Genomic DNA, 19,239 nt, shown 5'->3' on the forward strand with positions numbered 1-19,239 from the left:
CACGCCGCATGAGGTAGGTAGTGCGTCAAACCCGAAGCCCCCGTGCGCGGCAGCGCACGGGGGCTTTTTCAAAATATTTTCACAAAGGGGTTGCGGAGACGGGGGCGGGTGCATAGAATCACGCCTCTTTCGCGCTAACGGCAACGCGGCGCGAGGGAAGAAGGGAAGCGGTGCGATGGGTTGGCTGTAGAGCGCCCCGGCGCACACGAAGTTGAACCCCGGTCGTCGCAACGAAGCAGTTAAAAAGTTGTTGACGAACCGAAAAAGACGGTTCATAATCTCGCTTCTCTGCTGCTGAAAACGCAGCGCTGCTGAGAAACTTCAGGTTTCTCGCAGAAATGCTCTTTAAAAATTAACAGCCGATAAGTGTGGGCGCTTGATGGCCGCGAGCTGATCCTCGGATCAGATAGCGAAAGTATCAAGAGTCTCACACTAAAGTAAGTCAGGTTTATGAAGTGATTCATATACCTGTCAGCTTTGAGTGAGCGACCGGTTCTTAACCGAACCGAAAACAGTAACAGGTTTAAACTGAAGAGTTTGATCCTGGCTCAGATTGAACGCTGGCGGCATGCCTTACACATGCAAGTCGAACGGCAGCACGGGTGCTTGCACCTGGTGGCGAGTGGCGAACGGGTGAGTAATACATCGGAACATGTCCTGTAGTGGGGGATAGCCCGGCGAAAGCCGGATTAATACCGCATACGATCCACGGATGAAAGCGGGGGACCTTCGGGCCTCGCGCTATAGGGTTGGCCGATGGCTGATTAGCTAGTTGGTGGGGTAAAGGCCTACCAAGGCGACGATCAGTAGCTGGTCTGAGAGGACGACCAGCCACACTGGGACTGAGACACGGCCCAGACTCCTACGGGAGGCAGCAGTGGGGAATTTTGGACAATGGGCGAAAGCCTGATCCAGCAATGCCGCGTGTGTGAAGAAGGCCTTCGGGTTGTAAAGCACTTTTGTCCGGAAAGAAATCCTTGGTCCTAATATGGCCGGGGGATGACGGTACCGGAAGAATAAGCACCGGCTAACTACGTGCCAGCAGCCGCGGTAATACGTAGGGTGCAAGCGTTAATCGGAATTACTGGGCGTAAAGCGTGCGCAGGCGGTTTGCTAAGACCGATGTGAAATCCCCGGGCTCAACCTGGGAACTGCATTGGTGACTGGCAGGCTAGAGTATGGCAGAGGGGGGTAGAATTCCACGTGTAGCAGTGAAATGCGTAGAGATGTGGAGGAATACCGATGGCGAAGGCAGCCCCCTGGGCCAATACTGACGCTCATGCACGAAAGCGTGGGGAGCAAACAGGATTAGATACCCTGGTAGTCCACGCCCTAAACGATGTCAACTAGTTGTTGGGGATTCATTTCCTTAGTAACGTAGCTAACGCGTGAAGTTGACCGCCTGGGGAGTACGGTCGCAAGATTAAAACTCAAAGGAATTGACGGGGACCCGCACAAGCGGTGGATGATGTGGATTAATTCGATGCAACGCGAAAAACCTTACCTACCCTTGACATGGTCGGAATCCTGCTGAGAGGCGGGAGTGCTCGAAAGAGAACCGGCGCACAGGTGCTGCATGGCTGTCGTCAGCTCGTGTCGTGAGATGTTGGGTTAAGTCCCGCAACGAGCGCAACCCTTGTCCTTAGTTGCTACGCAAGAGCACTCTAAGGAGACTGCCGGTGACAAACCGGAGGAAGGTGGGGATGACGTCAAGTCCTCATGGCCCTTATGGGTAGGGCTTCACACGTCATACAATGGTCGGAACAGAGGGTTGCCAACCCGCGAGGGGGAGCTAATCCCAGAAAACCGATCGTAGTCCGGATTGCACTCTGCAACTCGAGTGCATGAAGCTGGAATCGCTAGTAATCGCGGATCAGCATGCCGCGGTGAATACGTTCCCGGGTCTTGTACACACCGCCCGTCACACCATGGGAGTGGGTTTTACCAGAAGTGGCTAGTCTAACCGCAAGGAGGACGGTCACCACGGTAGGATTCATGACTGGGGTGAAGTCGTAACAAGGTAGCCGTATCGGAAGGTGCGGCTGGATCACCTCCTTTCCAGAGCTTCTCGCAAAGTTGAGCGCTCACGCTTATCGGCTGTAATTTAAAGACAGACTCAGGGGTCTGTAGCTCAGTCGGTTAGAGCACCGTCTTGATAAGGCGGGGGTCGTTGGTTCGAATCCAACCAGACCCACCATTGTCTGGCGGTAGAACACCTGAGGCATCTGTACTCATGGGGGCATAGCTCAGCTGGGAGAGCACCTGCTTTGCAAGCAGGGGGTCGTCGGTTCGATCCCGTCTGCCTCCACCAATCACCAACGCTAAGGGCTTGGTTCAGACACTGAACCGAGAATTTTGCATTGGCGATTGAGCCAGTCAGAGTGATATGAGTAACACCATATCGGCTGTCGTTCTTTAACAATCTGGAAGAAGTAAGTAATTTGGATAGCGGAAGCGTCTTTGAGATGGACGTGGAAACTATCCGGGTTGTGATTGTATCGATGTATCTCAAGATGATTCGAACTTCATGTTCGGCTCAATTGGAATACGGCACAACGCGAGAACTCAACCTGTAACGACTGTCGATGAGACAGACTCGTTATAGGGTCAAGCGAACAAGTGCATGTGGTGGATGCCTTGGCGATCACAGGCGATGAAGGACGCGGTAGCCTGCGAAAAGCTACGGGGAGCTGGCAAACAAGCTTTGATCCGTAGATGTCCGAATGGGGAAACCCACTCCTTTTGGAGTATCCATGGCTGAATACATAGGCCATGTGAAGCGAACGCGGTGAACTGAAACATCTAAGTAACCGCAGGAAAAGAAATCAACCGAGATTCCCAAAGTAGTGGCGAGCGAAATGGGATGAGCCTTGCACTCTTTATTTGTATTGTTAGCCGAACGCTCTGGAAAGTGCGGCCATAGCAGGTGATAGCCCTGTAGGCGAAAACAGTATGAAAGAACTAGGTGTGCGACAAGTAGGGCGGGACACGTGAAATCCTGTCTGAAGATGGGGGGACCATCCTCCAAGGCTAAATACTCGTGATCGACCGATAGTGAACCAGTACCGTGAGGGAAAGGCGAAAAGAACCCCGGGAGGGGAGTGAAATAGATCCTGAAACCGCATGCATACAAACAGTCGGAGCCTCGTAAGGGGTGACGGCGTACCTTTTGTATAATGGGTCAGCGACTTACGTTCAGTAGCAAGCTTAACCGTATAGGGCAGGCGTAGCGAAAGCGAGTCCGAATAGGGCGTTCAGTTGCTGGGCGTAGACCCGAAACCAGGTGATCTATCCATGGCCAGGATGAAGGTGCGGTAACACGTACTGGAGGTCCGAACCCACTAACGTTGAAAAGTTAGGGGATGAGCTGTGGATAGGGGTGAAAGGCTAAACAAACCTGGAAATAGCTGGTTCTCTCCGAAAACTATTTAGGTAGTGCCTCGTGTCTCACCTTCGGGGGTAGAGCACTGTCATGGTTGGGGGGTCTATTGCAGATTACCCCGCCATAGCAAACTCCGAATACCGAAGAGTGCAATCACGGGAGACAGACATCGGGTGCTAACGTCCGGTGTCAAGAGGGAAACAACCCAGACCGCCAGCTAAGGTCCCCAAATATAGCTAAGTGGGAAACGAAGTGGGAAGGCTAAAACAGTCAGGAGGTTGGCTTAGAAGCAGCCACCCTTTAAAGAAAGCGTAATAGCTCACTGATCGAGTCGTCCTGCGCGGAAGATGTAACGGGGCTAAGCTATATACCGAAGCTGCGGATGCGTGCTTAGCACGCATGGTAGGAGAGCGTTCCGTAAGCCTGCGAAGGTGCCTTGTAAAGGGTGCTGGAGGTATCGGAAGTGCGAATGCTGACATGAGTAGCGATAAAGGGGGTGAAAGGCCCCCTCGCCGTAAGCCCAAGGTTTCCTACGCAACGTTCATCGGCGTAGGGTGAGTCGGCCCCTAAGGCGAGGCAGAAATGCGTAGCTGATGGGAAGCAGGTCAATATTCCTGCACCATTGTTAGATGCGATGGGGGGACGGATCGCGGAAGGTTGTCCGGGTGTTGGAAGTCCCGGTCGCTGCATTGGAGAAGGCGCTTAGGCAAATCCGGGCGCGTAATTCAAGGGTGTGGCGCGAGCTCCCTCGGGAGCGAAGCAATTGGAAGTGGTTCCAAGAAAAGCCTCTAAGCTTCAGTCTAACGATGACCGTACCGCAAACCGACACAGGTGGGCGAGATGAGTATTCTAAGGCGCTTGAGAGAACTCGGGAGAAGGAACTCGGCAAATTGGTACCGTAACTTCGGGATAAGGTACGCCCTTGTAGCTTGACTGGCCTGCGCCAGGAGGGTGAAGGGGTTGCAATAAACTGGTGGCTGCGACTGTTTAATAAAAACACAGCACTCTGCAAACACGAAAGTGGACGTATAGGGTGTGACGCCTGCCCGGTGCCGGAAGATTAAATGATGGGGTGCAAGCTCTTGATTGAAGTCCCGGTAAACGGCGGCCGTAACTATAACGGTCCTAAGGTAGCGAAATTCCTTGTCGGGTAAGTTCCGACCTGCACGAATGGCGTAACGATGGCCACACTGTCTCCTCCCGAGACTCAGCGAAGTTGAAGTGTTTGTGATGATGCAATCTACCCGCGGCTAGACGGAAAGACCCCATGAACCTTTACTGTAGCTTTGCATTGGACTTTGAACCGATCTGTGTAGGATAGGTGGGAGGCTATGAAACCGGAACGCTAGTTTCGGTGGAGCCGTCCTTGAAATACCACCCTGGTTTGTTTGAGGTTCTAACCTTGGCCCGTGATCCGGGTCGGGGACAGTGCATGGTAGGCAGTTTGACTGGGGCGGTCTCCTCCCAAAGCGTAACGGAGGAGTACGAAGGTACGCTAGGTACGGTCGGAAATCGTGCTGATAGTGCAATGGCATAAGCGTGCTTAACTGCGAGACCGACAAGTCGAGCAGGTGCGAAAGCAGGTCATAGTGATCCGGTGGTTCTGTATGGAAGGGCCATCGCTCAACGGATAAAAGGTACTCTGGGGATAACAGGCTGATACCGCCCAAGAGTTCATATCGACGGCGGTGTTTGGCACCTCGATGTCGGCTCATCTCATCCTGGGGCTGTAGCCGGTCCCAAGGGTATGGCTGTTCGCCATTTAAAGAGGTACGTGAGCTGGGTTTAAAACGTCGTGAGACAGTTTGGTCCCTATCTGCCGTGGGCGTTGGATATTTGAAGGGGGCTGCTCCTAGTACGAGAGGACCGGAGTGGACGAACCTCTGGTGTACCGGTTGTCACGCCAGTGGCATCGCCGGGTAGCTATGTTCGGAAGAGATAACCGCTGAAAGCATCTAAGCGGGAAACTCGCCTTAAGATGAGATATCCCTGGGGACTAGATCCCCTTGAAGGGTCGTTCGAGACCAGGACGTTGATAGGTCGGGTGTGTAAGCGCAGTAATGCGTTCAGCTAACCGATACTAATTGCCCGTAAGGCTTGATCCTATAACAAGTCTGCCTTGTAGATCGGCGCCGTGCGACAGCACCGGCCGCCAGATCCAGAGCGACAAGTTGGATTCTCGTGTGTGATACACACAACTCAAAATTACTGCTTCTTCCAAGATTGGTTCTGTTGGCCACGCCAGCAGGACAACCCTCTTTGCCTGATGACCATAGCGAGTCGGTCCCACCCCTTCCCATCCCGAACAGGACCGTGAAACGACTCTACGCCGATGATAGTGCGGATTCCCGTGTGAAAGTAGGTAATCGTCAGGCTCCCTAAAGCCAGAAACCCCCGCCCGTACAGGCGGGGGTTTTTGCATTTGGGCTCCGGAAATCCAGAACCTGATCACCATCCCTTCCGCGAGGTAATCGCGCGATCTTTCTGTTGCGTTCAGCGTTCGCACAGCCGCACGCGCTGCACGGACCCTAAATCCACGGCGCCTCTCCTCCGCCATTGTTTGGCGACGGTCGCCATGTGCCGAGCCTCGTCGGTGCGCGATAGTGTCGGTATCGACTCACCTTGAAATCCTGCAGTTTGTCTTCGCCGACACGTCGTAGTTCAACCGATCTGTGATGCATGTCCTGCAACGACACGCCAGTCGCTACCCGATCGGCGCCACAGGCGCGTATAGGCGAATATGCCGCCGAATGCGGTGCCGCCGAAACGACCCGCAAGCTTCGCCTTTGTCGTGGTGAGGATCATCTCTCCGATCGTCTTTGCCTGAATCTCCTGGATATCGAGTGTGTCGAGACGCAGCGTTTTCGCGCGATGCGCGGACAGATCGTCATATTTCGAAATGATCAGTCCGCTCGGGATGGTGAAGACCAGGTGGTCATCCAGCAACGTGTCGAGTGCGTCGACGTCGTTGCTGAGCATCGCCGCCCGCAGTGCGGCTTCATACGGTTCGATGACTGCACGAACTGCATCCATATCGGGGCCTCGCATCGTTCGAAGGAGCCGCTTCTCATGCGCGACCGGCAAGCGGGCTGTGGCGCCCTCGCATTCCGGCATCAAAGCTGCTCGATAGAGACTACTCCGGTTTCGACAGCGCACGACGTCGAACCATCATCACCAAGCAAATGCCGATCGACGCGACGATGTTGGCCGCAGGATAGAACGCGGCTGCGACATTCCAGGTGCTCAGTGCCAGCAGGGCCAGCGCGTACTTGAGCACGCACAGCGCGAAATAGGTGAGACTCTCGCTCCATGGGTCGCGAAGCGTTTTGCGTACGGTCGGACCCAGGCCGGCAAGCTCGATCAACGTGACCAGGCAGATCGATATCGTCGGGTCGTCGGTCAGCATCCAGAGCGGAATCGCCGATAGCGCGGCACACAGGAAGAACCAGTCGACGCGGGTCCAGCCGCGCTCGCCTCGAAACACGCTCGCGACGAAAGTCAGAAAGCAAGTGAGCGCGATCGCTGCCGTGCACCAAGCAGACGCTCCGGCGCCCGCAACGAACTGGCCGGCGGCCGCGATCGCCGTGGCGACCGACCAGACGAACCACGTGAACAGGTGCGGCCGAACGCTGCGCCGGTAGATCGCGAGCGTGTACGGAATGGCTGCCAGCAGCGACACGGCAGATCCGACGACACCCAGCACGGAAGCGGTATCCTGGCCGATAGTCACCATCAACGTGGTCTTGTTCGCATGGGCAGGTCAGTATGTGGTCAGGCGGCGCAACGCGCAACGTGCGCGCCGGCATGCGGCACGGTTCGATTCTGCGGCGTGTCGTTGCCGAAGCCGGACGCGATCGGACGCCAAATTGCAGAGGGATTGCATGCTCGCGGCCGAATCGATCGCCTGGTACCGAATGCGCACAATCGCCTCTTGAAGCAAAGGAGAACGGTTCGTCCAGAACTTCCTTTGAAGGCCAACGACTTGAGAAACCGCAGGACTGCTGAAATTCATCGCGATCATGCACGTTGACCTCATCCGTTAGCGTGCTCGCATCTGGCGAAGCATGCCCGCGCCGAAATTCAATGGTCCGCCTGCGCCGCATTGACATCCCGCCGAAATGCGCCCGGGCTCGTCCCCGTCCATTTCCGGAATGCGCGATGAAACGCGCTGGGCTCGGTAAAACCGAGTTCCGCCGCGATTTCCGCGACGCTGAGCGTGTGCCCGCGCAACAGCGACTGGGCCAGCGCACCGCGCAGCTCGTCCTTGATCGACGCGAAGCTCTGCCCCTCGCTGCGCAGGCGCCGCCGCAGCGTCGCGGGCGTCGTGCCGAGGCGCACGGCCAGCGTGTCGAAGTCCGGCCATTCGGCGGCCGGCTGCGCCTTCAGATGCGCACGCGTCTTCGCCACCCAGCCGGTGTCGTGCCGATAGCGCACGAGCAGGTTGCCGGGTGCGCCGCGCAGGAAGGTTTTCAGTGCCTGCGCGGAGCGGATCGTCGGCAGCGCGAGGTACGCGGCGTTGAACGCGAGCCGGCTGTCCGGGCGGTCGAAATGGACGGGCACACCGAAGAACTGGTGGTAGTCGCTGCGCTGATCGGGGCTCGGGCACGCGAAATCGATGCGCTGTAACGGAATGCGCCGGCCGATGAGCCAGCAGGCTACGCCAAGCAGGATCAGCCAGAACGTCCGGTAAGCGAACGCCGAATACGGTGCGCCTGCTTGCGTGAGGACGATCTGCGCCTGGCCGTCGGCGACCACGAGCTCACCGCGCGGTTCGTCGAGCACCACGCGCAGAAACTGCAGCGCACGCCGCAGCGCCTTCTCGAGCGTGCCCGCGTGTAGCACGGCATGGCACAGCAGCGTGAAGCTGCCGCGCCGCATCGGGCGGGCCGCCAGCCCGAAGAATTCGTCGTCGATCGCGTTGGCGATCGCCAGCCACAGGCGACCGTACTGCTGTGGTGTGACGGGTTCGCGCACGGCGGCCGGCAGGCCGGCAATGCGCAGGACGGGCCCGGTCGGAATCCGCTGCCGGCGCAGGCTCTCGAGCGCATCTTCGACGAAATCCGGCGAGATCATCTGCGGCCCCATTTTTTCATGCCCTCCAGACATGGCAAAAGCGATCACGATTCTAGATTCTGTTTGTCATTGATTGCAATGTGACGGCTGTCTACCATCATCGATATACCCCGGTTCGCCGGCGGGCATAACGAACAGGAGACACGCATGCGTGATGGAGCAACCGCCCGGGTGGCGCCGGCCTACGCCGACGCCGTGGCCGGCTTTCGTATCGAGACCGCCGCCGCAAAGCTGCACGGCGACCTGGAGCAGGGCCTGAACGCCTGCGTCGAATGTTGCGACCGGCATGCGGCGGCGAACCCGGACGCGATCGCACTCGACTGGATCGACGTCGGCGGCCAGCATCGCAGCTTCACGTTCGCGCAGATGCAGGCGCTGTCGGCGCGGGTCGCGAACCTGCTGGTTGAGCAGGGCGTGAAGCCGGGCGACGTGGTGGCCGGCCTGTTGCCGCGCACGCCCGAACTTGTCGCGACGATCCTCGGCACGTGGCGCGCGGGCGCCGTCTATCAGCCGCTCTTCACCGCGTTCGGCCCGAAGGCGATCGAGCACCGATTGCGCATGAGCGACGCGCGGCTGGTCGTTACCAACGTCGCGAATCGCGCGAAGCTCGACGAGATCACCGATTGCCCGCAGGTTGCGATGGTGCGCGAGTCGGGCGACGCACTGCCGGCGCGCGACATCGATTTCCGCACGGTACTCGACGCGCAGTCCGAAGTATTCGAACCGGTCCCGCGCAAGGGCACGGACCTGTTCATGATGATGTCGACGTCGGGCACGACGGGTTTGCCGAAGGGCGTGCCGGTGCCGTTGCGTGCGCTGCTCGCCTTCGGTGCGTACATGCGCGACGCGGTGGATCTGCGCGCCAGCGACCGCTTCTGGAACATCGCCGATCCGGGCTGGGCTTACGGCCTGTATTACGCGATCACGGGCCCGCTGCTGCTCGGCCATGCGACGACGCTGTACGAGGGTGGCTTCACGGTCGACAGCACCTATGACGTGATCGAACGGCTCGGCATCACGAGCCTGGCCGGCTCACCAACCGCGTACCGGATGCTGATGGCGGCCGGCACCGAAGCGGCCGCGCGTCTGAAAGGACAACTGCGGGTCGTCAGCAGCGCGGGTGAACCGCTGAATCCGGAAGTTGTGCGCTGGTTCCACGCGGCGCTCGGCGCGCCGATCTACGATCACTACGGCCAGACCGAACTCGGGATGGTCGTGAACAATCATCACGGGCTCACGCACGTTGTCCATGCCGGTTCGGCGGGCCTCGCGATGCCCGGCTATCGCGTCGCGGTGCTCGACGAAGCCGGGCGCGAACTCGGCCCCGGCGAGCCAGGCATCCTCGCGATCGACATCGCGCGCTCGCCGCTGCTGTGGTTCGACGGTTACTGGCAGCAAGACACGCCGGCGATCGCGGGCGGGTATTACCGGACCGGCGACAACGTCGAACTCGAGCCGGACGGTACCGTGAGCTTCATCGGCCGCGCGGACGACGTGATCACGTCTTCCGGCTATCGGATCGGTCCGTTCGACGTGGAAAGTGCGCTGATCGAGCATCCTGCCGTTAGCGAGGCTGCCGTGATCGGCGTGCCGGACCCGGAGCGCACGGAAATCGTCAAGGCGTTCGTCGTGCTATCGAAAGGCTTTGACGGTACACCGGCGCTGGCCGACGAACTGAGCCAGCACGTGAAGCGGCGACTGTCGGCGCACGCCTATCCTCGCGCGATCGACTTCGTCGACGCGCTGCCGAAAACCCCGAGCGGCAAGATCCAGCGCTTCGTGCTGCGCAAGCTGGAAGCCGAGAAGACCGCTCAATCCTGAATACTGAATACGGACTGCGAATGATTATCAAGGATCGCGTTTTTCTGATTACGGGCGCCGGTTCGGGCCTCGGCGCGGCGGTAGCGCGCATGGTGGTCGCCGAAGGCGGCAACGCCGTGCTGCTGGACGTCAATGAAGACGCCGGCACGCGCCTCGCGCATGAGCTTGGCGCGGCTACGCGCTTCGTGAGGACCGACGTGACGAGCGAAGCTGACGGGCAGGCCGCCGTTGCCGCCGCGCGCGACGCGTTCGGCCGCATCGATGCGCTCGTGAACTGCGCGGGCGTCGCGCCGGGCGAGAAGGTCGTCGGCCGCGAAGGCCCGCATTCGCTCGATCGCTTCGCACGTGCGGTGTCGATCAATCTGGTCGGCACGTTCAACATGATTCGGCTGGCGGCGGAAGCGATGTCGAAGCAGGACGCCGACGCGGAAGGCGAGCGCGGCGTGATCGTCAACACCGCGTCGGTCGCGGCGTTCGACGGACAGATCGGGCAGGCCGCGTATGCGGCATCGAAGAGCGGCGTGGTGGGCATGACGCTGCCGATCGCGCGCGAGCTCGCGCGATTCGGCATTCGCGTGGTGACGATCGCGCCGGGCATCTTCGCGACGCCGATGATGGCCGGCATGCCGCAGGACGTGCAGGACGCGCTCGGCAAGAGCGTACCGTTCCCGCCGCGGCTCGGCCGCCCCGAGGAATTCGCGGCGCTGGTGCGCCACATCGCCGAGAATACGATGCTGAACGGCGAAGTCATCCGTCTCGATGGCGCGCTGCGCATGGCACCGCGCTGACACTGGAGGAATGCAATCATGACGACACAGGATCCGATCGTAATCGTCGGCGCGGCGCGCACGCCGATGGGTGGTTTTCAGGGTGACCTGGGCGGGGCCAGCGCGAGCGAGCTCGGCGCGGTGGCGATTCGCGCCGCGCTCGAACGCGCTAATGTACCGGCCGAGCGCATCGATGAAATCGTGTTCGGCTGCGTGCTGCCGGCCGGGCAGGGTCAGGCGCCGGCGCGGCAGGCCGCGCTGAAGGCGGGCTTGCCGTTGGCCGCCGGCGCGACCACGGTCAACAAGATGTGCGGCTCGGGGATGAAGGCCGCGATGTTCGCGCACGACCTGCTGCTGGCCGGATCGGCCGACGTGGCGGTCGCGGGCGGGATGGAGAGCATGACGAATGCACCGTACCTGCTGCCGAAGGCGCGCGCCGGGATGCGCATGGGGCATGGCCAAGTGCTCGACCACATGTTCCTCGACGGGCTCGAGGATGCGTATGACAAGGGCCGGCTGATGGGCACGTTCGCGGAGGATTGCGCGCAGGCCTACCAGTTCACGCGCGAGGAGCAGGACGCGTTCGCGATTGCATCGCTGACGCGCGCGCAACGCGCGATCGCGGAAGGGCGCTTCGTATCGGAGATCGCGCCGGTGACCGTGAAGGCCGGCAAGACGGAAGCCATCGTGTCGATCGACGAGCAGCCGGGCAAGGCGAAGCTCGACAAGATTCCGACGCTCAAGCCGGCGTTTCGCGAAGGCGGCACGGTGACGGCGGCCAATTCGTCGTCGATTTCGGACGGCGCGGCCGCGCTCGTGATGATGCGTCGCTCGGAAGCGGACCGGCTCGGCCTCGCGCCGAAGGCTGTGATCGTCGGGCACTCGACCTACGCGAACAAGCCGGGTCTGTTCGCGACGGCGCCGATCGGCGCGATCCGCAAGCTGACGGAGAAAACCGGCTGGAACTTGCGCGACGTCGACCTGTTCGAGCTCAACGAAGCCTTCGCGGTGGTGGCGATGGCCGCGATGCGCGATCTCGACCTGCCGCACGACAAGGTCAACGTGCACGGCGGTGCATGCGCACTCGGCCATCCGATCGGTGCATCGGGCGCACGCGTGATGGTGACGCTGCTGGCCGCGCTCGAAGCATACGGGCTGAAGCGCGGCGTTGCGTCGCTGTGCATTGGCGGCGGCGAGGCGACGGCGATCGCGATCGAGCGCGTCGCGTGACGCGAGCACTTTGACGCATCACGCGCGAGACGGCACGCACGCCGTCTCGCGACGCGGGCGGCGGGGCTTCGCGGCCGTCGCCCATTTTCACTTTCCTGGGCGCGCGCGATCGCGTTATGCGTTCGCCTCAGGCGACACCGCACCGCACGCGCGAATCACGAGTTGCACGACCTGCTCGGTCTTCTCGGCGAACGCCTTTTGCGTGAACGCGCGCTTGCCGCTCAGCGCGCGGATCTGCGCATCGAAATCCGCATAGTGCTGAGTGGTCGCCCAGATCAGGTACATCAACGCGTGCGCATCGATCGGCGCGAGCAGCCCGCGCGCGATCCAGCCTTCGATTACCTTCACGCGCGTGTCGAACCAGGGCTTCACGCGTTCCGACAGGATGTCCTGCATGTGTGCGGCACCATGGATGATCTCGTTGGCCCACACCTTCGAGCCGAGCGGGCGCCGTCGCGACAGATCCATCTTCGCGCGCACGTAGCCGCCAATCGCCTCGACCGGATCGTCGCCGGCCTCGAACGAGCCGGCCGCGCGGTGCCAGTCTTCGAACAAGTCGTCGAGCACGCGACGGTACAGCGCCAGCTTCGTCGGGAAGTAGTAATGCAGGTTAGCTTTCGGCAGGCCCGCACGTTCGGCGATCATTGCGGTGCTCGCGCCATCGAGCCCGCGCTCCGCGAATACGGCTTCCGCACAGGCCAGCAGATGCGCTTCGTTGGACTCACGGATGTGCGCCTTGCGTCGCCGCAAAGGCATGTTGGTTTCGTCGTCGCTGGTGGCTTCGGCGGCCGCTTCGTCATGTCTCATCGTCACCCTCGCGCGGCTTGCATGCCGCGTTGCGCTTCATTCTAGCCGCTGGTTCGCCTCGAACGCACGTGCCCGCCGACATCGGCGCGCGCGATGCTGCGATGCGGTGGCACGTTTCTCGCTCGCCCGGTTCACGCAAGAAAGACATTGCGCTGGGCATTTTGATCGTCTAAAACCTGTCCAATCGGACAGGATTTGACGATCGACGGAATGCAGTGCCGGCAATCCGCCGATCGATCGGACGAATCACGCGAACGATGCGCGCCCGCACCTCGCAGGTGCGGATTTGCCCCGACAGCGGCAATGCGCGCACCGGCAGCGACCGGAATGACGGCATGACCGACCCCACAGGAGCGATACGAATGGACGCAGTATCGGAAACAGCGAAGCGGGCAGCATTCGATACGTCGATCAAGGTCGACGGCAGGCGGTTGTGGGACAGCCTGATGGAGGTGGCGAAGATCGGCGCGACGCCGAAGGGCGGCGTCTGCCGCCTCGCGCTGACCGATCTCGACAAGGCCGGACGCGACTTGATCGTCGGCTGGGCGAAAGCCGCCGGTTGCACGGTGACGGTCGATACGATGGGCAACGTGTTCATGCGCCGCGCGGGCCGCGTGGCGGACGCGGCGCCGGTCGTCACTGGCTCGCACGCGGATTCGCAGCCCACGGGCGGCCGCTTCGACGGCATCTACGGCGTGCTGGGTGGCCTCGAAGTGATTCGCAGTCTGAACGATCACGGCATTGAGACCGAACACCCGGTCGAGGTCGTGATCTGGACCAATGAGGAAGGCTCGCGCTTCGCGCCGGCGATGGTCGCGTCGGGTGTGTTCGCGGGCGTGTTTCCGCTCGAGTACGGGCTGTCGCGCAAGGACGTCGACGGCAAGACGATCGGCGAGGAACTCGCGCGTATCGGCTACGCGGGCGACGTGCCCTGTGGTGGCCGCAAGCTGCATGCGGCGTTCGAGCTGCATATCGAGCAGGGGCCGATTCTCGAGGCGGAGTGCAAGACGATCGGTGTCGTGACTGATGCGCAGGGGCAGCGCTGGTACGAGATCACGTTCACCGGCCAGGAAGCGCATGCGGGGCCGACGCCAATGCCGCGCCGCCGCGACGCGCTGCTCGGCGCATCGCGCGTGGTCGATCTCGTGAACCGGATCGGTCTGGATCACGCGCCGTTCGGTTGCGCGACGGTCGGGATGATGCAGGTTCACCCGAACTCGCGCAATGTGATTCCGGGCCGTGTGTTCTTCACCGTCGATTTTCGTCACCCGGACGACGCCGTGCTCGCGAAGATGGACGCCGCGCTGCGCGACGGCGTCGCGCGCATCGCGGGCGAGATCGGGCTCGAAACCGAGCTCGAGCAGATTTTCTACTACAAGCCCGTCGCGTTCGATCCGGCGTGCGTGGCGGCCGTGCGTGGCGCGGCCGATCGCTTCGGCTATTCGCATCGCGACATCGTGTCGGGTGCGGGGCATGACGCATGTTACCTGGCACAGGTTGCGCCGACATCGATGGTGTTCGTACCCTGTGTCGACGGCATCAGTCACAACGAGATCGAGGACGCGACGCCTGCGTGGATCGAGGCCGGCGCGAACGTGCTGCTGCACGCGATGCTGTCGCGCGCATGCGAGCCTGCTTCGTGATGGATCGGGTATAGCGCGGCCGGCACGCCGCGCATCGTGTAAACGTAGCACTCCTGATGCATGACCGCCCCGACTGCGCATTCGCAGGCGGCGGGGACGGCTTTGTCTCCACTCAGTCGAAGGAACGCGTATGACCACCAAGCCAACCGGCGATATCGCCGCGCATCGCCTGTCGTCCACGCAACTCTCGTGCGAATTCGCCGATATCGCGCCGCTGCTCGATCCGACTGCCGCCGCGGCCGCAGCCAGCCGCTGCCACTACTGCTACGACGCGCCGTGCGTGCAGGCCTGCCCGACGCAGATCGACATCCCGAGCTTTATCCGCAAGATCGGCAACGGCAACCTGAAGGGCGCCGCGACCGACATCCTGTCCGCGAATCCGCTCGGCGGGATGTGCGCACGCGTGTGTCCGACCGAGATCCTGTGCGAAGGCGCGTGCGTGCGCAATCACCAGGACGCGCAGCCGGTCGCGATCGGTGCGCTGCAGCGGCACGCGACCGACTGGGCGATGGCGAGCGGCGCTGTGCGATTCACGCGCGCGCCCGACACGGGGCGGCATGTCGCGGTGGTCGGCGCGGGGCCGGCCGGCCTCGCCTGCGCACACCGGCTCGCGCTCGCCGGGCACCGCGTCACGCTGTTCGATGCGCGGCCGAAGGCGGGCGGCTTGAACGAATACGGGATCGCTGCGTACAAGACGGTCGACGATTTCGCGCAACGCGAAGTCGAGTGGCTGCTGTCGGTCGGCGGTATCGCGCTGGAAACGGGTGTCGCGCTCGGCCGCGACGTGACGCTCGACGCGCTGCGCGAACGGCATGACGCGGTGTTTCTCGCGATGGGCCTGGGCGGCGTGCGCACGCTCGCGATCGACGGCGAGCAATTGACCGGCGTGATGGCCGCAGTCGACTTCATCGAGCAGGTGCGGCAGGCCGATGCGCTGGAGAACGTGCCGGTCGGGCGGCGGGTGGTCGTGATCGGCGGCGGCAACACGGCGATCGACGCATCGGTGCAAAGCCGCAAGCTCGGCGCGGAGCGCGTGACGATGGTGTACCGCCGTGGCGTGGACGCGATGAGCGCCACCTGGGCCGAACGCGAGTTCGCGCAAAAGAGCGGAGTCACGCTCATCACGCACGCGAAACCGGTGCGCATCGCCGGCGCGAACGGACACGTGACGGGCGTTGAATTCGAGACCGTGTCGAGCGAGCGTTTCATCGTCGACGCGGACATGGTGCTGAAGGCGATCGGTCAGACGCTGGCGCCGGAGGGTGTCCCGGGCGCACTGCTGACGGCCGACGGTACGCGCATCGTGGTCGACGCGGACGGACGCACTGCATTGCCCGACGTATGGGCCGGCGGCGATTGCGCGGCGACGGACGGCATCGACCTCACGGTGCAGGCCGTGCAGGACGGCAAGCGTGCGGCGGCGGCGATCGACGCGGCGCTCGCGCAGCGCGCCGCCAAGGCCGCGTGAGCGCGGGATACGCAAAGGCATCGCGCGCATCGCATGCATGGCGCGCGCCACCTGGATCACGATAAACGCCCCATTTTCACGGAGCCGAACATGGCCGACCTTCGCTGCACAATCGCAGGCATCACTTCGCCGAATCCGTTCTGGCTGGCCTCCGCACCGCCGACCGACAAGGCGTACAACGTCAATCGCGCGTTCGAGGCGGGCTGGGGCGGCGTCGTCTGGAAGACGCTCGGGCTGGATCCGCACGTCGTCAACGTCAGCTCGCGCTACGGCGCGGTGCAGTGGAACGGCCAGCGGATCGCCGGGCTGAACAACATCGAGCTGATCACCGACCGCCCGCTCGACGTGAACCTGAAGGAAATCACGCAGGTGAAGCGCGACTGGCCCGACCGCGCGCTGATCGTGTCGCTGATGGTGCCGTGCAACGAGCGCGACTGGAAATGGATTCTGCCGCTCGTCGAGGATACGGGCGCCGATGCAGTCGAGCTGAACTTCGGTTGCCCGCACGGGATGAGCGAACGCGGAATGGGCGCGGCCGTCGGGCAGGTGCCGGAATACGTCGAGATGGTCACGCGCTGGGTCAAGGAAGGCACGAAGCTGCCGTGCCTCGTGAAGCTCACGCCGAACATCAGCGACATCCGGATGGGATCGCGCGCCGCCTACAAGGGCGGCGCGGACGGCGTGTCGCTGATCAACACGATCAACTCGATCGTCGCGGTGGATCTCGACCAGATGGCGCCGATGCCGACCGTCGACGGCAAGGGAACGCACGGCGGATACTGCGGGCCGGCGGTCAAGCCGATCGCGCTGAACATGGTCGCAGAGATCGCGCGCGACCCGGAAACGCCGAACCTGCCGATCTCGGGCATCGGCGGAATTTCGTCGTGGCGCGACGCGGCCGAGTTTATCGTGCTCGGCGCCGGAAGCGTGCAGGTGTGCACCGCCGCGATGCATTACGGATTCCGGATCGTATCGGATCTCGCCGACGGGCTGTCGAACTGGATGGACGAGAAGGGCTACGCAACGCTCGACGACGTGCGCGGGCGCGCGGTGCCGAACGTGACCGACTGGAAATACCTGAACCTGAAGTACGACATCAAGGCGCGCATCGACCAGGACCGCTGCATCCAGTGCGGATTGTGCCATATCGCGTGCGAGGACACGTCGCATCAGGCGATCATGGCCGAGAAGGACGGCGTGAGGCACTTCGAGGTGGTGGATGCGGAGTGCGTCGGGTGCAATCTTTGCATGCATGTGTGTCCGGTCGAGCAATGCATCACGATGGAGCGGGTCGACGCGGGCGACTATGCGAACTGGACCACGCACCCGAACAACCCGGCGCGTGCCGACGCCGGCGCGAGCCCGGCGGAACCCGCGAAGCACGCGAAGGCCGCCTGACCGGCGGTCGGCGGCGCGGGATCGCTCGCGCTGCTGCTTGTGTCCTGTCCTGCCGGCATCTCGCGATGCCGGTACTGACGTTTACGTGGAGCGCGTTCGATGAAACCAGCAGCGATTCCCGCCGATCCTGACAGCGCCGCGGCGCCGGGCGGCAGCCTGTACAACGATGACCTCGCACCGACGACGGCGGCGCAGCGCACATGGCGCTGGTATCACTTCGCGGCGCTGTGGGTCGGGATGGTGATGAACATCGCGTCGTACATGCTCGCGGCGGGGCTGATCCAGGAAGGCATGTCGCCGTGGCAGGCGGTGCTGACGGTGTTGCTCGGGAACCTGATCGTGCTCGTGCCGATGCTGCTGATCGGCCATGCGGGCGCGAAGCACGGGATTCCGTATGCGGTGCTCGTGCGCGCGTCGTTCGGCACGCAGGGCGCGAAGCTACCCGCGCTGCTGCGCGCGATCGTCGCATGCGGTTGGTACGGGATCCAAAGCTGGCTCGGCGGCAGCGCGATCTACACGTTGCTGAACATTCTGACCGGCAACGCATTGCACGGCCCCTTGCTGCCGCTCGTCGGCATTTCGTTAGGGCAGCTCGCGTGCTTTCTCGTGTTCTGGGCGCTGCAGCTGTACTTCATCTGGCACGGCACCGATTCGATCCGCTGGCTCGAGAGCTGGTCCGCGCCGATCAAGGTCGTGATGTGCATCGCGCTCGTGTGGTGGGCGACGTCGCAGGCGGGCGGCTTCGGCACGATGCTGTCGGCGCCTTCGCAGTTCGTTGCGGGCGGCAATAAGGCCGGGCTCTTCTGGGCGACGTTCTGGCCGGGCCTGACCGCGATGGTCGGCTTCTGGGCAACGCTCGCGCTGAACATTCCCGACTTCACGCGCTTCGCGCATTCGCAGCGCGACCAGGTGATCGGGCAGTCGATCGGGCTGCCGCTGCCGATGGCGCTGCTGTCGGTGGTGTCGGTCGTGGTGACGTCGGCCACCGTCGTGATCTACGGCAACGCGATCTGGGATCCGATCGATCTGACGAGCCGGATGACCGGCATCGGCGTCGGCATCGCGCTCGTGATCCTCACGCTCGACACGATGTGCTGCAATCTTGCGGCGAACCTGGTCGGTCCTGCTTACGATTTCTCGAGCCTGTGGCCGAAGGCGATCTCGTACCGCACGGGCGGGCTGATCACCGCGACGCTCGCGATCGTGATGATGCCGTGGAAGATCCTCGCGACGACGGACGGCTACATCTTCACCTGGCTCGTCGGCTACTCGGCGCTGCTCGGGCCGGTCGCGGGCATCCTGATGGTCGACTACTTTCTGATTCGCGGCACGCGGCTCGACACGCGCGCGCTGTTCGACGAGCGCGGCGACTTCAGCTACGCACGCGGCTGGAACCCGGCCGCGCTGGTCGCGCTCGCGATCGGCGTGCTGCCGAACCTGCCCGGCTTCCTGCATACCGCGTTTCCGGCGTCGTTCCCGAACGTGCCGGCGTTCTTCAACACGCTCTATACGTATGCGTGGTTCGTCGGGCTCGTGCTGGCGTCCGGCGTGTACGGTACCTGGATGAAGTGGCGCGCCGGACAGCGCGCGCAGATCGCGAGCGCATGATGCGCGAGCGCATGCGGCACCCGACAGTCAACGAGGAGGTAA

General features: G+C 62.4%; 11 protein-coding genes, 2 tRNA genes and 3 rRNA genes. 12 read left to right on the plus strand and 4 right to left on the minus strand.

The window, feature by feature from the left end; all coding sequences use genetic code 11:
• Window positions 1-525 precede the first annotated feature (525 nt).
• The 5 genes from WI26_RS30085 (at window position 526) to rrf (ending at window position 5,757) form a co-directional block, all read left to right on the plus strand.
• Window positions 526-2,058 (plus strand): 16S ribosomal RNA (locus WI26_RS30085).
• Between the two features lie 62 nt (window positions 2,059-2,120).
• A tRNA-Ile gene (locus tag WI26_RS30090) sits at window positions 2,121-2,197 on the plus strand.
• 38 nt (window positions 2,198-2,235) lie between these two features.
• A tRNA-Ala gene (locus WI26_RS30095) sits at window positions 2,236-2,311 on the plus strand.
• Between the two features lie 294 nt (window positions 2,312-2,605).
• Window positions 2,606-5,487, plus strand: a 23S ribosomal RNA gene (locus WI26_RS30100).
• Between the two features lie 157 nt (window positions 5,488-5,644).
• Window positions 5,645-5,757: ribosomal RNA gene (gene rrf, locus WI26_RS30105) — 5S ribosomal RNA — on the plus strand.
• The 16S, 23S and 5S rRNA genes sit together here with 2 tRNA genes alongside, the layout of an rRNA operon.
• A gap of 286 nt (window positions 5,758-6,043) precedes the next feature.
• Here rrf and WI26_RS30110 read toward each other — a convergent pair.
• From WI26_RS30110 to WI26_RS30120, 3 genes are all read right to left on the minus strand, one after another.
• A complete protein-coding gene (locus WI26_RS30110) occupies window positions 6,044-6,415 on the minus strand; it encodes a nuclear transport factor 2 family protein (RefSeq protein WP_069228246.1) in 372 nt (123 codons plus the stop codon).
• A gap of 100 nt (window positions 6,416-6,515) precedes the next feature.
• Window positions 6,516-7,115 (minus strand): hypothetical protein, encoded by a 600-nt coding sequence (locus tag WI26_RS30115; protein WP_069228247.1) that lies wholly within the window; start codon window positions 7,113-7,115, stop codon window positions 6,516-6,518.
• A gap of 347 nt (window positions 7,116-7,462) precedes the next feature.
• Window positions 7,463-8,467 (minus strand): AraC family transcriptional regulator, encoded by a 1,005-nt coding sequence (locus WI26_RS30120; protein WP_069228248.1) that lies wholly within the window; start codon window positions 8,465-8,467, stop codon window positions 7,463-7,465.
• A gap of 135 nt (window positions 8,468-8,602) precedes the next feature.
• Here WI26_RS30120 and WI26_RS30125 point away from each other — a divergent pair, with 135 nt between their 5' ends.
• From WI26_RS30125 to WI26_RS30135, 3 genes are read left to right on the plus strand one after another with little or no spacing between them, the layout of a single operon-like run.
• Entirely contained in the window at window positions 8,603-10,276 is a 1,674-nt protein-coding gene (locus WI26_RS30125; RefSeq protein WP_069228249.1) for an acyl-CoA synthetase, read from the plus strand.
• Between the two features lie 20 nt (window positions 10,277-10,296).
• Window positions 10,297-11,064: a 3-hydroxyacyl-CoA dehydrogenase gene (locus tag WI26_RS30130; RefSeq protein ID WP_069228250.1), complete on the plus strand. Its 768-nt coding sequence runs from the start codon at window positions 10,297-10,299 to the stop codon at window positions 11,062-11,064.
• Between the two features lie 18 nt (window positions 11,065-11,082).
• On the plus strand, window positions 11,083-12,273 hold the full coding sequence (locus WI26_RS30135; RefSeq protein ID WP_069228251.1) for an acetyl-CoA C-acetyltransferase: 1,191 nt from the start codon (window positions 11,083-11,085) through the stop codon (window positions 12,271-12,273).
• A gap of 114 nt (window positions 12,274-12,387) precedes the next feature.
• On the opposite strand, the gene WI26_RS30140 is transcribed toward WI26_RS30135, so the two are convergent.
• Window positions 12,388-13,080 (minus strand): TetR/AcrR family transcriptional regulator, encoded by a 693-nt coding sequence (locus WI26_RS30140; protein ID WP_069228252.1) that lies wholly within the window; start codon window positions 13,078-13,080, stop codon window positions 12,388-12,390.
• Window positions 13,081-13,442: 362 nt separating this feature from the next.
• On the opposite strand from WI26_RS30140, the gene WI26_RS30145 reads away from it, so the two are divergent.
• From WI26_RS30145 to WI26_RS30160, 4 genes are all read left to right on the plus strand, one after another.
• Window positions 13,443-14,723: a Zn-dependent hydrolase gene (locus WI26_RS30145; RefSeq protein WP_069228253.1), complete on the plus strand. Its 1,281-nt coding sequence runs from the start codon at window positions 13,443-13,445 to the stop codon at window positions 14,721-14,723.
• Between the two features lie 130 nt (window positions 14,724-14,853).
• Window positions 14,854-16,191, plus strand: a complete 1,338-nt coding sequence (locus WI26_RS30150) for an NAD(P)-dependent oxidoreductase (protein ID WP_069228254.1) — start codon at window positions 14,854-14,856, stop codon at window positions 16,189-16,191.
• 90 nt (window positions 16,192-16,281) lie between these two features.
• A complete protein-coding gene (preA, locus tag WI26_RS30155; protein WP_069228375.1) occupies window positions 16,282-17,589 on the plus strand; it encodes an NAD-dependent dihydropyrimidine dehydrogenase subunit PreA in 1,308 nt (435 codons plus the stop codon).
• Between the two features lie 99 nt (window positions 17,590-17,688).
• Window positions 17,689-19,197, plus strand: a complete 1,509-nt coding sequence (locus WI26_RS30160; protein ID WP_069228255.1) for an NCS1 family nucleobase:cation symporter-1 — start codon at window positions 17,689-17,691, stop codon at window positions 19,195-19,197.
• Window positions 19,198-19,239 lie beyond the last annotated feature (42 nt).

Origin of the sequence: Burkholderia diffusa (assembly GCF_001718315.1) — a bacterium.
Taxonomy (GTDB): Bacteria; Pseudomonadota; Gammaproteobacteria; order Burkholderiales; family Burkholderiaceae; genus Burkholderia; species Burkholderia diffusa_B.